This window comes from Anaerobutyricum hallii DSM 3353, assembly GCF_000173975.1.
Lineage (GTDB): Bacteria > Bacillota > Clostridia > Lachnospirales > Lachnospiraceae > Anaerobutyricum > Anaerobutyricum hallii.
On record NZ_ACEP01000106.1, the window covers coordinates 78,926 to 95,997 of the forward strand.

The window sequence follows — 17,072 nt, forward strand, 5'->3', positions numbered from 1 at the left end:
CTGCCCCGGCAAATAAGTGTTAAACTAAAAGATAGCCGTCGACTTTCGCAGGGTCAGGACGGCTATTTTTTATGTATATTAATAGCTAGTGTGATTACAGCACATAACATTATCGTATAGGTGAATAAGTCCGTATATGTAACCATATGTATCACCCCTTCCGCAAGACTCGGAACAGGTGAAGCCGTCCCCCGGCTGTCCAATTAAGTATATTATATATCAAAATCATCCAGCCGCTGAAACAAAATTATATGCGGAATTGTAAGAAAACTATGGTAAAGAAAAAAGAATTTTTATAAGTATTGCATTTTGTGACTTTACGCTATGGAATTCTGACTGTAGGAACTTGGGACTCGTTTTTCTCAAGTTCCTGTTTTTCTGGGCAGAATGGAATGTTTAGCGCAACGGAACAAAATCAAACTTATAAAAATTCTTTTTTTCTTTAGAAGATTAACTACAATTCAGTTTAATATCTTCCTTTTCAGCGGTGTCTGTTTCTAGAACATTTTTCAAACACGCTCTAGCAAACTCCTATTTCTCTTCCTTAATAGTATGGAACTGCTTATATTCCTCTAATCTCTTTGTAATTCTGTCATGAGGATTCAGAATTGCACTGATAGAAGCCTCATGGTTGATAGAATCAATTAAGAGAGCAATGTACTTGGCAACATCACAGCTTACATACCATGGACGCTCAAAGAGGTCTGGGCGCTGGTAAGTACAGTTCGTAGTGATTACCTTATAAATAAGCCCTTCTTCGTAAGCTTTATCGAAAGATTCCAGTCCGTTAGTGAACATACCAAAAGTAGAGATGCAGAATACACGACGTGCCTTTCTTCTCTTTAACTCTCTTGCAACGTCTAACATACTTTCACCGGAAGAAATCATATCATCGATGATCATTACGTCCTTACCTTCAACAGAAGAACCTAAGAACTCGTGAGCAACGATTGGGTTGCGTCCGTCAACGACAACAGAATAATCTCTTCTTTTATAGAACATTCCGATATCTACACCAAGAACGCTGGAGAAGTACATTGTACGGTTCATAGCACCTTCATCCGGGCTGATTACCATTAAATGTTCGTTATCAATCTCAAGATCGCTTGTAGAGCGAAGTAAAGCTTTGATGAACTGGTAAGTAGGCATGATATTGTCAAAACCTTTCAGTGGGATCGCGTTCTGTACACGAGGGTCATGTGCATCAAATGTAAGAACGTTATCAACACCGATTGCTGTAAGTTCCTGCAATGCGTAAGCACAGTCTAAAGACTCTCTGGAGCTTCTCTTATGCTGACGGCTCTCATAAAGGAACGGCATGATAACAGTAATGCTCTTTGGCTTACCTGAAGCAGCGCCGATGATACGCTTAACATCTGCGTAAATATCATCAGGAGACATATGGTTTTCATGGCCACATACTTTATATTTTAAACTATAATTAAGAACATCTGCAAGGATATAAAGATCTACGCCACGAACAGAATCGGAGATGAGTGCCTTTGCTTCACCGGTTCCGAAACGGGAACAGGTTGCATCGATAATATAAGTATCCTGCTCGTAATCCTTAAATACAACATTCTCTTTGTGTTCATGTTCACGCTCTTTACGCCAGTTCACAATATACTGGTCGATTCTCTTTCCAAGCTCTGCACAGCTAGGGTGAACAATAATTCCAAGCTTACCTACAGGAACGGTTGCAAATTTGCTATCATCTGGTCTCATGTGTTTTACTCCTTTAATCATATAATTATTATTATGTGAGATAAATCATATTACAATTCCTTTATAACATCCATTCTCTTATTCGTCAAGGGAGGAGAAAGCCTTTTTAATGCGAATGTCTTCTCCGTAAATATGTAAAAGGGTGTAGGACTGTATGATTCTTGAAAAAACTCTTTCTGTGTAAGAACGGTTAATCTGTTCTAAAGAAAGATTTGTACTTATAATAGTAGATTTTTTATTGAGAATTCTTTCATTAATACATAAAAAAAGCTGAGAATTAATGAAAGAATTATTAAGTTCTGTGCCGAGATCATCAATGATGAGAAGGTCACAATGCAGGAAAGCAGGCAATGTCTGTGCATTATTTGCTCCCCGGCGAAATGTATAGTCAGCTAGCTGGTCAAAAAACTGATAGGCAGTCAGGTAAATAACACCTTTTCCACGATTCAGAAGTTCTCCCGCGATACAATTTGAAAGGAATGTCTTGCCAACACCTGCATTTCCATAAATCAAGAGATTCTGCCCCGGTTTTGAGTCAAAACTTTCAATAAAAGAATGGCTTGCCGATAAGACATTTTCTATATTCTCACGAGGGGAAAGCTTCTCTCTGCCGCTTCTTTGTGTAGAATAATACTCTCTGCGAAAAGCAGAAAAACTTTCTGTACCAGCCACATCCTCTATATTAGACTGGCTGTAAAGAATATGGCGAATCTTCTGCTGAAAACAGCGGCATTTTTTATCGCCTATATAGCCGGTGTCCTTACATTCCGGACAATCGTAAATCGGGTCAAGATAATCTGCCGGGTAATCATGGATCGCCAGCAGGTTGACCTTTTCCATAGAAAGATCATAAATCGTGTTCTGCAAAGACTTCTTTGCCTCAGCATTAGATACCTGCTTAAGAAGGAGTGCCTTTGCCTTTTCCACAGAAATATGAGCAATCTGTTCGTCAATCTGACGAATTTCAGGAATCAGAGCATAAACACGCTCTTTGCGTTCCTGTTCCGCCATATAATTGCGGCGGCGTACTGCATCATATTCATTCATAATATCCTGGTATTGTCTTGTGGAAATGCCCATAGCTTACCTCCTGGTCTTATCAAGAAGACGAGATTCCAAATCATTAAAGTCATACGTTCTCTGTTCAAAGTTGTGGAACTGGTTCGTAGCAGTATTTTTTCTGGCAGCTGCCCCAATACTTCCTTTACGAGGCTGTCCCTGTGTATATCCGGCAGCAGAACCTGAAGAAGACGAAGCAGTAGAACGATGCTTATCATCTAAATGCTTAATATCTGAAGTATTCCGGACACCGAGCCGTTTCCAATCTTCAAGAATTTTGTTTGCATACGGAAAACTTGCCTGATGCGTTGCCAGAAGTGTCCGGCTGCACGCCTCGATAATAATATCCGTACCAAGTCCAAGAGAATTCCACTTCTTTATGTAGTCAAGCTCGGCAGACCCCGGATCACGATTCGAAATGCCAAATGCCTTCATAATAGGAAAAACATTCTGTGAATACAGCGTACTTTGTTCCTTTGCTTCCTGAACACTTGTGATGCCCTGCTGATACCAGTTAATCGCAACACTCTCGATATAGCGGACACTCTTCTTTCCACGAGTAACACAGTACTCAATTAAATATTCCAGCAAATCAGAAGAGAAATGCAGCTGGTCATTAATATAGCAAAAACTATTCAGTTCCGTTGTGGAAAATGGCCGTCCAATATAAGTCTCCGCCATATAAATCGTCCGTTCTAAATCCTTATTCGTCATTGAAGCCTGTACTTCCGTAGGACTTAACGTATTCTTATCTGGTACAGGAGTGATTGTTGGTGAAAGAGAAGCTCCAGTTTGTCCTGTAGATTCAGAAGCCATAGTATTTCCATCAGAACCAGAAGTTCCAGAGGTTATAATATTTCCATCAGAACCAGAAGTTCCAACAGTTTGAGCAGTTCCTGTATCACCAGAGATTCCATTTGCCATAGATTCAGAGCCAGTCACCGTAGCAGCCGTCTCAGAAGCAGCTCCTGTCCGTAAAATACCAGCTTTCTCCCAATAAGAAAGTGCTCTCAAAACATCTTTTCGTGTCAGTTCTAAATAATCTGCAATACGTTCCACATCAACAGGCAATCCCATACCCTGCAGACGAAGAATCAGAAGATAAATCTTAACATATTCTCCATCCGCTTTTATCATATATTCATCAATAAATTTGTTTGGCAGAACAGTAACTTCATTCTGTACGTTGTAAAGTAAAGTAATCTTATCGCTCATTATACCCCTTATTTCTATCATCTGTAGTTTATCGGTTATCATCGTGCGTTTTAATAAATTGTAAATGTAAATTCTATAGAATAAATAGTTATCCAAATATCAAATGCCAGAAAATAGCATCAGTATATTCTGAATAATTCGTAATATAGAATAGCACACCCTCCAAAAAAAATACAGTTTCGAATCTGGGGAGAATGTGGATAGAATTGGGGATAACTCCTGTATAAAACCTTGATGGATAATGTGGACACTTTTGTGGATAATGTGGATAACTTTGTGGATAGGTGGGTGGAATTCGATATTTTGGGGAGAAAACTGGTCAAAAAGGGTGATAAGTTCCAAGATATAGGTGTGAACGAACAAAAATACAATGTGGACAAAATGTAAACAACATGGGGAAAGACTCAGAATACTCCCAAAAAATTTTTTAAAATTGTGGATAATGTGGATAACTTTCTGGGTTACTGCAGAGACAGATATGCTCTCTTTGGCTGATGAAGCAAAATCAGAAGTTGGTATCCACAATTTTTGTTTGCCCTGCGGGATGCTTATAGGAGTGTTATAAAATTGCAAAAAAAGAACCGTCTATTCAACGGTTCAAAGAGAGGAAAGTATGAAAAAATCTATCAAAAAAATAATTCGTTGTTTTTTTGATGGCTTTATCATACTGAAAATTTGTGAACAGTTTCTTTTATTTAATGAGGGCATCTTTTGTCTGTGGCAACCCAGAACTTATTTTTCAGCCAGAAGTTCTTCTCCAATCTCCACAACATTACCTGCGCCCATCGTAATCAGGAGGTCATGTCCTTTTACGTGAGCCTTTACGAAATCTTTGATTTCTTCGAAGCTTGGGAAATAATGTACATCCTGTCCATCTTCCTGTAAAAGTTTCATTACATCTTTAGAAGAAACTTCTCCGGTATCTACCTCACGGGCAGCGTAAATATCAGCCAGAACAATGTGGTCTGCCTGTTCTAATGCTTTCGCAAACTCAGGGAGAAACGCCTTTGTACGGGTGTATGTATGAGGCTGGAAGATAACCCAGAGTTCATCATGCGGATAATCCTTTGCAGCAGATAAAGTAGCGCGGATTTCTGTTGGATGATGAGCGTAGTCATCAATGACAGTTACATCACCGAGAGAACCCTTGTACTCAAAACGGCGGTGTGTTCCACCAAAAGATAAAAGTCCTTTACGGATTGCATCTAAAGGAAGTCCAATTGCTTCTGTACAAGCAATAGCTGCCAGAGAATTCATAACATTGTGGCGGCCTTTTACTTTTAAAGTGATACGGCCCTTTTCCTGTCCATGTGCGATAAGGTTATAAGAAGCATTTCCCTCTTTATCAAATGTAATATCTGCTGCAGTGTAATCATTGTCAGGGTTTAAACCAAAAGTAACGTGCTTCTGGCTAAGACCGTTTAAGATGAAGTCTGTGTGGCCCATATCGCCATTAATAATGATAAGACCATCATCAGCAGTCTGAGAAGCAAACTTGTGGAAAGAATTCTTAATATCCTCAATATCCTTAAAGAAATCCATATGGTCTTCTTCTACATTTAAGATAATAGAATATAAAGGATAGAATTCTAAGAAACTGTTCGTATATTCACATGCTTCTGTAAGGAAGAGGTCAGAATGGCCGACACGAATATTTCCGCCGATACGGTCTAACATACCTCCGACACTGACCGTAGGATCGGTATCTGCCTGAAGAAGAATGTGAGTAAGCATAGAAGTTGTTGTTGTCTTTCCATGTGTTCCGGCAACAGCGATAGACTTCGCAAAGTTTGCCATGATCTGTCCGAGAAGAGCTGCGCGGGTCATCATAGGGATTCCTTTATTCTTTGCAGCAGCAAATTCTTCGTTAGATTCGTGAATGGCAGCAGTATAAACAACAAGATCGATATCATCGGTAATATTCTCTGCTTTCTGTCCAATAACAACCTTTGCACCTGTTTCTTCAAGATGCTTTGTCATGTCGGAAGCCTGCATATCAGAACCGGTCACTGTGAAATGTCTGTTTAATAAAATTTCGGCAAGACCGCTCATGCTAATGCCGCCAATACCGATAAAATGAACATGAATCGGCTTTTGAAAATCAATTGTATACATATTTCCCTCCAGTGCCACAAGATGTGTCTCAGAAAATCCGTCATATGGGACTTAGTGAGTACATATAAATAAATATGGCGAAAAAAATCAGTTTAATTATTAAAAAGTCGTTTATAGTATAGCGCACAGATAAACGAGATTCAAGAAAGAATTGCGATACTTAAGGTCTCTTCTGTACACATCTTATAGTAAGGGTGCCAGGGTACCTTGAAAAATTCCTAAAACAGCCAGTAATAGGGCACTTTTCATTATAATGTCCTATTGTTTTCGTGGGATTTCTACATTTAAATGTAAAAGATAACCATATGGACGATACAAAATATATAAAAAAATAAAAAATATATTTTGTTTTTTGTGCTAAACTGCTTTCCATTTGGGAATTTCAGTGCTATAATAAGTATTATGTGACAAAGGGGTGATTATTATGATAAAAAAAGAAATGATAGCAATGCTCTTAGCTGGTGGACAAGGAAGCCGTCTTGGCGTACTAACCTCAAAATTAGCGAAACCGGCAGTAGCATTCGGCGGAAAGTACAAAATCATTGATTTTCCGTTAAGTAACTGTATTAACTCTGGAATCGACACAGTAGGTGTTCTTACCCAGTATCAGCCATTAAGACTGAACCAGCACATCGGTATCGGTATTCCTTGGGATTTGGATCGTAATATAGGTGGTGTTTCTATTCTGCCTCCATACGAGAAGAGCCAGAATACTGACTGGTACACGGGAACAGCGAACGCGATTTATCAGAACATGGAATTCATGGAGTATTATCATCCAGATTATGTAATTATTCTTGGTGGTGACCATATTTATAAGATGGACTATGAACTGATGCTTGAGTTCCATAAGAAGAACAACGCCCAGATTACACTGGCTACATATGAAGTACCATGGGAAGATGCCAGCCGTTTTGGTCTGGTAATTACAGATGAGAATAATCAGATTCTCGAATTCGAAGAGAAACCAGCGAACCCAAGAAGTAATAAAGCATCCATGGGTATTTACATCTTTAACTGGGAAGTATTAAAGGAAGCTCTGGAAACTTTATCCGAACAGCCTGGCTGTGACTTCGGTATGCATGTAATTCCTTACTGCCACCAGCGCGGTGATAAGATTATGGCTTACAATTACCAGGGTTACTGGAAGGACGTAGGAACACTTTCCGCATATTGGGAAGCGAACATGGAATTAATCGATATTATCCCAGAATTTAACCTTTACGAAGAGTTCTGGAGAATATATACAAAGACAGACGTTATTCCACCACAGTATTTCTCAGCAGACTCTAAGGTAAATGCCTGCATCGTCGGAGACGGAACAGAAGTTTACGGTGAGATTTCCAACTCTGTAATCGGAGCTGGTGTTGTCATTGAGGAAGGTGCTGTAGTTACGAACTCTATTATTATGAATAATACCGTGATTAAGAAGGGTGCTAAGATTGAGAAGTCTATCATTGCAGAGAGCGTAGAAGTCGGAGAGAACGCAGAGCTTGGTGTATTTGAAGAAGCAGAGAACAAGTATAAACCTAAGGTTTATAGTGGCGGCTTAGTTACTATAGGTGAAGGTTCTGTTATCCCGGCCAACGTTAAGATCGGTAAGAATGTCGCAATCGTAGGAAAGACAACAGCAGAAGATTATCCAGACGGAATTCTGGCAAGCGGCGAATCCATTATCAGATAGTAGAGGGCAGGTGACATAAATGAAGTCTATAGGTATTATTTTAGCAGGTGGTAATAATAACAGAATTGGAAGATTATCCGATAAACGTGCGATTGCAGCCCTGCCAGTAGCAGGAAGCTATCGTGCAATTGATTTTACATTAAGTAATATGAGTAATTCCCGCGTATCTAAAGTAGCGGTATTACCTCAGTTTAATGCTCGTTCTTTAAATGAACATTTAAGCTCAAGTAAATGGTGGGATTTCGGAAGAAAGCAGGGAGGACTCTATGTCTTCACTCCTACTGTTACAAAGAACAATAACTCATGGTATCAGGGAACAGCAGATGCTCTTTATCAGAACATTGATTTCCTTAAGAAGAGCCATGAGCCTTATGTAATCATCGCAACAGGTGATGGTGTATACAAGATGGATTACGGCAAGGTTCTTGAAGCTCATATCGCTAAGAATGCAGATATCACGGTAGTTTACACAACATTAAAAGATACAGATGACGATTTAACACGTTTTGGTGTTCTTAAGTTAGATGAGAACGAAAGAATCGTAGAATTTGAAGAGAAGCCACTCGTTGCTTCCTCTAATAACGTATCTATCGGTGTTTATGTAATCAGAAGACGCCATTTAATTGAGATTCTTGAGCGTTGTGCAAGAGAAGACAGACATGACTTTGTACAGGATGTACTTGTTCGTTACAGAAATGTTCGTAAGATTTACGGTTACAAACTCGATACATACTGGAGAAATATTGCAACAGTAGATTCCTATTTTAAGACAAACATGGACTTCCTTAAGAAAGACGTAAGAGATTACTTCTTCAAACAGTATCCAGACGTATACTCTAAAGTAGATGACCTTCCGCCGGCAAAATACAATACAGGAGCAGAAGTAAAGAACAGTATTATTTCCTCTGGATGTATTGTTAACGGTAAGGTTGAAAACTCTATTATCTTTAAAGATGTATACATTGGAAACAACTGTACTATCAAGAACTCCATCATTTTGAATGATGTATATATTGGAGATGACTCCTATATTGAGAACTGTATCGTAGAGAGCAGAGATACTCTCCGTCCAGGAACGAACTACGTCGGAACCGATGATGAGGTTAAGATAGTAATTGAGAAGAATGTACGGTACATTCTGTAATTAGTAACAACATTATTGGGAGGACAGGTCATGCAGATTACCGATATAAGAATCAGAAAAATAGCAAAAGAAGGAAAGATGAAAGCGGTCGTATCCGTAACTTTTGATAATGCATTTGTTGTGCACGATATCAAAGTAATTGACGGAGAAAAAGGTTTATTTATCGCAATGCCAAGCCGCAAAGCATCCGATGGCGAGTATCGTGATATCGCACATCCGATTAACTCTGATACTCGTGACATCATCCAGAAAAGTATTCTTCAGGAATACGAAGCAATCATGGCCTCGGGGGAAGAGGAAACAGTCGGAGAAGCAGAGGTAGCGTTATAAATATAACTGTAGCAAAACTTAGAAGATAAAGGGGCTGACGTAAAACAGCTCTTAACCTTATAGCAGGAATTTCTGTATAATATATGGAATTCCTGCTATATTTTTATGAAGATTTTTGAAGATTGCAAGAGTCATTTTGCTATTCGAAAATTTTTCTTTTTAGAAAATGCATAATCTATGATATACTAAAAAACATATGTTGTTTATGCTGTTATGGAAAAATATCAAGTAGAACTTCGAGAATTGATTTTTAACAATATCTTACAGAACGGCACAAAAAGATTCCGAGAGTACATTAGATGTACAGTGGAGGTTAGATACATTGAATACAAATAAAATATTCGCAGGGTGCTTTAATTTCTTTCGCAAATGGAAAGTGAAAAAGAATCAGATTACCCTGATAGAGAAATTAAATACCGGGGGTACAGGAAGCCTGTTTGAGATAAAAAACGAATGTGAAAAAAGAGGGTTACCTTTTCATTTTAATATCATTACGCATGCAGATTATGAAGTGAGTCTACGTAATCTGGGAGGCTTGCTAAAGCTTTTTACTATAAAGGCTTTTCGAATGGCGACTTCATCCCATATTTTTTTGAATGACAATTTTTTGCCGCTTGGATATATGAAGCTGTCGGATGAGACAAAGGTAGTTCAGCTTTGGCATGGGATGGGATCTTTTAAGAAGTTTGGCGGTTCATCGGAGACGAACCCGGAAGTTTTAAAGGAGCTTAAAGCGGCAACGAAAAATACAGACCACATACTGGCAAGTTCAGAAAATATCAGGGACAACTATGCAGAGGCTTTTATAGCACCGAAAGAAAAGGTGATCTGTATCGGATGTCCACAGGTGGACTATTTTTTCAGAGATCATGATATTGCTGCGTGGAAGGAAGAGCTTAGTGAACAATATCCGGAAATGAAAGGAAAGAAGCTTGTTCTTTATGCGCCGACTTTTCGTGGGGAGGAAGAACATGATAAAAAGCTTTTAGAAGCGTTTGATTTTGATGCATTTCAGAAAGAACTTGGGAAAGACTATTTCTTAATGGTACGTCTTCATCCGCAGATTCAGTCTGCAAAAGTGCCGGATACCGTAGCAAATATGACCGATTATCCGAATGTCCGCAAACTTCTTTGCATGACGGACATTTTAATTGCGGATTATTCTTCGATTGCAGTAGAATATTCTCTTTTAAACCGTCAGATCATCCTTTATGCATTTGACAAAGAATGGTATTTAAGTAAAGACCGAGGTTTTTATTTTGATTATGAAAAGACGGCACCCGGTCCGATCGTAGAAAATATGCAGGATTTGATTGACTGTATTAAAAATAAACAGTGGGATATTGCGAAAGTAGAGAAATTTGCACATCTTCACAACGATTATTTTGATGACAAATCTGCGGAGAGAGTGGTAGACTATTATTTCGGCAATGGCAAAAAGCTGCCGAATTCTGCGTCAGAACCGGAACCATTCTATGAAGAGTGGAATCAATATCGCCCAAAACACCGCAGAAAGAGAAATCCTGACAGCATCAGCCAGAATATTTTTGATAATGCTTCCGGCAAAAGCCAGAACGGAAAACTCCCCGAAAAATGGGCAACACAGGATGCCGAAGAAGCCGTAAACTCCTGGGAGTCTGAGCGCAAAAAGCAAAGAAAAAGACAGCAGCAAAAGGCGAGAATGCAGGAAAAGTTAAAACAGCAGACAGCAAACGTAACTAAGCAAAAGAATAAGAAAAATAACAATTTTATATCGGGTATAGATAAGTTAACATCAAAAAAAGAAAAAGATATAAATAAACAAAAACAATTAAAGTTACAAAATCAAGAAGAAAAAAGTACAAAAGAAACCTCAGAAGAAATAAAATCACGAAAGGAACATAGAATGAAAGTAATCGTAGGATTGGGTAATCCAACAGACCAGTATAAAGGAACAAGACACAATGTAGGATATATGGCGATTGACCGTATCGCAGAGGCAAATCGAATCAATATTAATCAGCATAAGTTCAAGGCAATGGTAGGAAGTGGTATCATCGGTGGCAGCAAAGTTCTTCTCGTAAAACCATTAACTTATATGAACTTAAGCGGCGAAAGCATTAGGCCAATCATGGATTTCTATAAGCTGGATTTAAGCGACATCCTCGTAATTTATGATGATATCAGTTTAGAGCCTGGAATGCTTCGTCTTCGCACGAAAGGAAGTGCCGGCGGACATAATGGAATGAAGAGCATTATCAAACATTTAGGAGGAGACACTTTTCCACGAATCCGTGTCGGTATCGGCGGCGAAAAACATCCGGGACAGGATCTCGCAGATTATGTTCTTGGACATTTCAAAGACGACGAAAAAGAACTGCTCTCCGATGCATTAGACAAAGCTGAAAAAGCAGCAGAACTTTTTGCACAGGATGAATTTTCAGAAGCTATGAACAAATATAGCGTAGGAAAGAAGAAGAGAAAAACTTTGGAATAGGAGAAAATATTTTTCCGTTGCGCTATAAATAATAGTAAAAGCAAGCATGCAACAGAAAAGTGCAACAACCAAAATAAAAGGAGGTATCATGAAAACTTTATCAAACCCTCTTTTAAAATTCGATACTTATATTGATATAAAAACCGCAATGAGCCAACAGGCTTATCCCATCGTCCTGAATGGTTGTGTTGATTCTCAAAAAGCACACTTTATTCCAAATTTGGGGGAGGATTTTCCTTGTCGGTTTGTGTTGACGTATAAAGAAGAGAAGGCGAAGGAGCTGTATCAGGATTTGAGTTTTTTTGATCCGAATACGGTGCTGTATCCTTCGAGAGATGTGCTGTTTTACAGTGCAGATGTGCATAGTAATCACATTGAGCGGCAGCGAATGGACATTTTAAAAAAGATTGTGGAGGGAAAGCCTCTCACGATTGTTGCCTGTCTTGATGTGTTTATGGAGAAAATGATTCCGTTTGAGGAGTTTAAGGAGCATTGCCTGACGATTGATTTTGAATCAATTATTGATACAGATGCATTAAAACTCAAGCTTTCAGAGCTTGGATATGAAAACAGTGGCCTGGTGGAAGCGCCAGGGCAGTTCGGTATCCGAGGGGGAATCATTGACATTTTCCCGTTGACGGAGGAACTTCCGGTTCGAATTGAGCTGTGGGGGGATGAAGTGGATTCCATCCGCTCTTTTGATACGGAAACGCAGCGAAGTGTGGAAAAGCTGGACGAGGTTCAGGTATACCCTGCGACAGAAATGATTCTTTCAAGAAATAAGATTGGTGAGGCAGTTCGCCGAATGAAGGAAGAGTATAAGAAGCAGGAAGAAGCATTTAAGAAGAGAAAGCGTTTTGCGGAAAAAGAACGTCTTCGGAAGATGACGGTAAGGACAGAGGAGGAACTTCTTTCTTTTGGAACAGCAGAGGGAAGTGAGGCATTATTGTCCTATTTTTATGAGAAAACGGTTTCATTTCTTGAATATTTACCAGAAAATACACTCTTTTTCATTGATGAACCGCATCGTGTTCTGGAAAAAGGAAAGACATATGAGGAAGAATTTTTCCTTTGTATGCAGAGTCGATTAGAAGGTGGATATGTGCTGCCGGGACAGGCGGATTTGCTGTTTGGATATGAGGAGATTCTGTCAAAAGTGATGGTGGGACCGCTTATTTTGCTCAGTTCTGTTATTCAGGATTACGCTTTTTACAAGCCGAAAACCACTTGTGATATCGAGGCAAAGTCCATTTTTTCATATAATAATAGTTTTGACCAGCTTATCAAGGATTTAGAACACTGGAAAAAGCAAAATTACAGGATTTTGCTGCTTTCTTCTTCAACAACAAGGGCGAAGCGTCTTGCAGAAAATATCAGGGATTATGGTCTGCTTGCGTATTTTGCAGCTGATTTTGACCGCACGATTGCACCGGGGGAGATTATGGTGGCGAGTGGCCGACTTGGAAATGGTTTTGAGTACCCGACGCTTAAATTTGTCGTTTTGTCCGAAAAAGACATTTTCAAGGAAAGAAAGGCCAAAAAGCCGAAGAAGAAAAGCCAGTACAGTGGCCAGAAAATCAATTCTCTTTCGGAGATTTCAGTCGGTGATTATGTTGTCCATGAAAAATATGGACTCGGTATTTACCGTGGCATGGAAAAAATTGAGTCCGATGGAATTACGAAAGATTACATCAATATTGAATACAAAGATGCGAGTAATCTTTTTGTTCCGGCATCACAGCTTGAACTCATTCAGAAATATTCGAATTTAAGTGCAAGAAAGCCAAAACTGAATAAGCTTGGCGGCACAGAATGGGAAAAGACGAAAAGCCGGGTGCGCTCACAGGTGCAGATTGCGGCACAGGATCTGGTAAAACTTTATGCCGAGAGGCAGGCAAAAGAAGGCTACGCTTACGGCAAAGATACCGTCTGGCAAAAAGAATTTGAAGAATTATTTCCATATGAGGAAACAGAAGATCAGTTAAGCGCGATTGAAGATACCAAGCGTGACATGGAAAGTCATCGAATTATGGACCGTCTTATCTGCGGAGACGTTGGATATGGAAAGACCGAGGTCGCAATCCGAGCGGCATTTAAGGCAGTTATGGACAGCAAACAGGTAGTTTATCTTGTACCGACAACCATTTTAGCACAGCAGCATTACAATTCATTTAAAGAAAGAATGGAACATTATCCAGTCGAGATTGCCATGCTTTCTCGTTTTTGCACGCCAAAAGAACAAAAACGTATTTTTGATGGACTGAAAAACGGAACGATTGACATTGTCATCGGCACACATAAAGTTCTTTCAAAAAATATCAAATACAAGAATCTCGGACTCCTTATTATTGATGAGGAACAGCGTTTTGGCGTAAAACAGAAAGAAAAAATCAAGCAGCTGAAGAAAGATGTTGACGTTCTGGCATTGTCCGCAACCCCAATTCCAAGAACCCTGCACATGAGTCTTGCCGGAATCCGTGACATGAGTGTTCTTGAAGTTCCACCAGTGGACCGCCGGGCAATTCAGACATACGTTATGGAGTACAACGAGGAACTTGTCCGCGAAGCAATCGAACGAGAACTTGGCAGAGGCGGACAGGTATACTATGTATACAATCGAGTCAACAATATCGATGAAGTAGCAGCAGGCTTACAACGGCTTTTACCAAATGCCACAGTAGAGTATGCACACGGGCAAATGGGCGAGCGCCAGCTTGAAACGATTATGTCCGGCTTTATCAATAAAGAAATAGATGTTTTAGTCTCCACGACCATCATCGAAACTGGACTCGACATCCCAAATGTTAACACGATGATTATTCAGGATGCACAGTTATTTGGCCTTTCCCAGCTTTATCAGCTAAGAGGCCGTGTCGGCCGTTCCAACCGAACTGCATACGCATTCTTAATGTATAGAAGAAACTCTATCTTAAAAGAAGAAGCCGAAAAACGATTAAAAGCTATCCGTGAATTCACTGACTTAGGAAGTGGTTTCAAAATCGCTATGCGTGACCTCGAAATCCGTGGGGCCGGGAATCTTCTTGGTGCAGAACAATCCGGTCATATGGAATCCGTCGGATACGATCTTTACTGCAAAATGCTCAACGAGGCCGTATTAACAATGAAAGGCGAACAGCAGGAAGTCGATACATTTACCACATCCATCGACCTGTCCATCGATGCTTACATTCCGGAAACCTACATCAAGAGCGAATCCGAAAAACTCTCCTGGTATAAACGAATCGCAACTATCGAGACGCAGGAAGAATCCGAGGACATGATCGAAGAAATGACCGACCGTTACGGTGATACACCAGCACCACTCATCCGCCTCATGGACGTTGCACTCCTTAGAGAAGAAGCCCATCAGGCATGGCTTCTTTCCATCGAGCAGAAAGGAAGCAAAATCCTGTTTACCATGAACCCACGGGCGAAAGTTCGCGTTGAAGAAATTGACGGTTTCCTCAAACAGTACCGCAACAAGATGAAAATAAAACCAGAAGCGAATCCGGTGTTTGTGTTCGAATCTACAGGGATACCGAAAAAAGACTTACTGGCAAAAGTCAGGGAAATCATTGGGGAAATCCAAAAACTACAGGATAAATCCTGATTGCCGCAGGCAAGGAGACGCACCCAAAGAGAGCCGATACCCTATATTTGTGACTTTAGTCGCAGCAGGTTGAATGTTCGCTTAAAGCGCTCGCATCCAACCTTTGCTCCCAGGCCACAAATATAGGGTATCGGCTCTCTTTGGGTACTGTTCGTTGGCTGTAGAAGCAAAATCAGAACTTATCTTAGAGGATTTGGGGATTCTCTAATAGGTTGTGGCTTCCCGTAAAATGAGATATTAAAGATTAACATTCAAACTATGGTTACAATATCTCAACAATTTTACGATAATAATCCGGATCATAAATAACTAATATCAAAATCTGTATGGTAATGTAGCTAAAAATTAGCATTTTCCTGTTAATTCAAAGGAATTACTAAGTTGCTTCAAGTGTCAATCCCTCTGAAAAATAATTTACCAGAGTTCCTGTTTCTTTCTCTAACCCTACAAACCAGAATTTACTTGTTGTATTCTTCCTTTTGTACTATAATAGAAAAATGTAGTGTAAAATTATAGGAGGTTCAAATGAAAGCGAAATTAACAAAAGTTCTTTCCCTCGTTCTTGTAGTAATCATGGCCCTGAGTCTCATGACCGGCTGTTCTACATCAAGCAGTGGAAAAGGAACAAAAACACAGGATGGAAATAAAGTTTTATTCAGCTATGACGGAACAGATGTCACATTAAAAGAAGCATGGTTGTATGCTAAGATGCTTAGCGCACAGTATGAGCAGACTTATAGCAGTTACTATGGAAGTGACTTCTGGAGTATGTCCATGGGTAAAGACGATGATGGGAATGACCAGACATTTGAAGAGTATGTAAAAAAGCAAGTTATTTCCCAGATGAAACAGAACATCATCCTTATCAAAAAGGCAGATAAGTATGACTGTAAGTTAACTCATTCAGAAAAACAGCAGTGCAGTGATTCTGCACTTTCCTATTATCAGGATAAGACTGGTAAAAAGGTTATGAAAGAATGTGGTGCTACTCGTGAAGATGTAGAAAAAATCTATGAAGACAGTACACTTGCTTCTAAGGTTCAGAAGAAGATTGAAAGCAAAGAAAAAGTTACAGTAACAGACGATGAAGCAAGAAAGTCCACAATCTACAGAGTTGTATTTGCCACAACAAAGACAGGTGATAACGGCCAGACAACAGAAATGAGTAAAAAAGAGAAAAAGGCCGTGAAAGCAAAAGCAGAAAAAGCTCTCAAAGAAATCCAGAGCGGCAAGAAGACAATTAAGAAAGTTGCCAAAGAACAGAATTACTCCAACACAGATGAATCCTATGCAGCAGGCGAATCCGAAGAGGGAGAAGCTTTCGAAAAAGTAATGAAGAGCATGAAAGATGGCGATATTGCAGATAAAGTCTTAGAATGTGACAACGGATACGTTATCGCTAAACTTGTTGCTTACACAGATAAAGAAGAAACAGCAAGCAATAAGAAAACTTTAAAAGAAAAGAAACAGTCCGAAGCTTTCCAGAAGAAATATGACAACTGGACTAAGAAACTTGAGAAGAAATGGGACTATAATAAAGATGTAGACCAGAAACTCTGGGCACAGGTATCTTTAAAGAGTGCGGATTCCACAGCTACAGAGACATCAACAGAGACAACAGCAGCTTCCAGTGAAGCTTCTACAACAGAAGCCTCTAGTGAAGCTACAACAGCAGCTAAATCTAAATAGGAATTTGCCGCAGGCAAAGGAGACA

Annotated in this window: 10 protein-coding genes and 1 pseudogene; 7 read left to right on the top strand and 4 right to left on the bottom strand. The window is 39.6% G+C overall.

The window, feature by feature from the left end:
* Positions 1-531: 531 nt before the first annotated feature.
* The 4 genes from EUBHAL_RS11000 to murC form a co-directional block, all read right to left on the bottom strand.
* Positions 532-1,725 (bottom strand): ribose-phosphate pyrophosphokinase, encoded by a 1,194-nt coding sequence (locus EUBHAL_RS11000; RefSeq protein ID WP_022170698.1) that lies wholly within the window; start codon positions 1,723-1,725, stop codon positions 532-534.
* A 78-nt stretch (positions 1,726-1,803) separates the two neighbouring features.
* Positions 1,804-2,805 carry an ATP-binding protein gene (locus EUBHAL_RS11005; RefSeq protein WP_005349439.1) on the bottom strand — a complete coding sequence of 334 codons (1,002 nt, stop codon included), beginning with the start codon at positions 2,803-2,805 and terminating at the stop codon, positions 1,804-1,806.
* A gap of 3 nt (positions 2,806-2,808) precedes the next feature.
* Positions 2,809-3,999 carry a DnaD domain-containing protein gene (locus EUBHAL_RS11010; protein ID WP_044923110.1) on the bottom strand — a complete coding sequence of 397 codons (1,191 nt, stop codon included), beginning with the start codon at positions 3,997-3,999 and terminating at the stop codon, positions 2,809-2,811.
* A gap of 732 nt (positions 4,000-4,731) precedes the next feature.
* A complete protein-coding gene (gene murC / locus EUBHAL_RS11015; RefSeq protein WP_044923112.1) occupies positions 4,732-6,114 on the bottom strand; it encodes a UDP-N-acetylmuramate--L-alanine ligase in 1,383 nt (460 codons plus the stop codon).
* A gap of 424 nt (positions 6,115-6,538) precedes the next feature.
* Here murC and EUBHAL_RS11020 point away from each other — a divergent pair, with 424 nt between their 5' ends.
* From EUBHAL_RS11020 to EUBHAL_RS11050, 7 genes and pseudogenes are all read left to right on the top strand, one after another.
* Positions 6,539-7,798, top strand: coding sequence for a glucose-1-phosphate adenylyltransferase (locus tag EUBHAL_RS11020; RefSeq protein ID WP_005349454.1), 1,260 nt, complete (start codon positions 6,539-6,541; stop codon positions 7,796-7,798).
* Between the two features lie 19 nt (positions 7,799-7,817).
* Positions 7,818-8,942: a glucose-1-phosphate adenylyltransferase subunit GlgD gene (glgD, locus tag EUBHAL_RS11025; RefSeq protein WP_005349457.1), complete on the top strand. Its 1,125-nt coding sequence runs from the start codon at positions 7,818-7,820 to the stop codon at positions 8,940-8,942.
* A 30-nt stretch (positions 8,943-8,972) separates the two neighbouring features.
* Positions 8,973-9,272 (top strand): septation regulator SpoVG, encoded by a 300-nt coding sequence (spoVG, locus tag EUBHAL_RS11030; protein WP_005349461.1) that lies wholly within the window; start codon positions 8,973-8,975, stop codon positions 9,270-9,272.
* Positions 9,273-9,648: 376 nt separating this feature from the next.
* Positions 9,649-10,680: pseudogene (locus tag EUBHAL_RS16955) on the top strand (CDP-glycerol glycerophosphotransferase family protein); the annotation flags it as partial.
* A 477-nt stretch (positions 10,681-11,157) separates the two neighbouring features.
* Positions 11,158-11,748, top strand: a complete 591-nt coding sequence (gene pth / locus EUBHAL_RS16960; protein ID WP_044923152.1) for an aminoacyl-tRNA hydrolase — start codon at positions 11,158-11,160, stop codon at positions 11,746-11,748.
* Positions 11,749-11,836: 88 nt separating this feature from the next.
* Positions 11,837-15,358: a transcription-repair coupling factor gene (gene mfd, locus EUBHAL_RS11045; protein ID WP_044923115.1), complete on the top strand. Its 3,522-nt coding sequence runs from the start codon at positions 11,837-11,839 to the stop codon at positions 15,356-15,358.
* A gap of 525 nt (positions 15,359-15,883) precedes the next feature.
* Positions 15,884-17,047 (top strand): peptidylprolyl isomerase, encoded by a 1,164-nt coding sequence (locus tag EUBHAL_RS11050; RefSeq protein ID WP_005349470.1) that lies wholly within the window; start codon positions 15,884-15,886, stop codon positions 17,045-17,047.
* Positions 17,048-17,072: the final 25 nt, after the last annotated feature.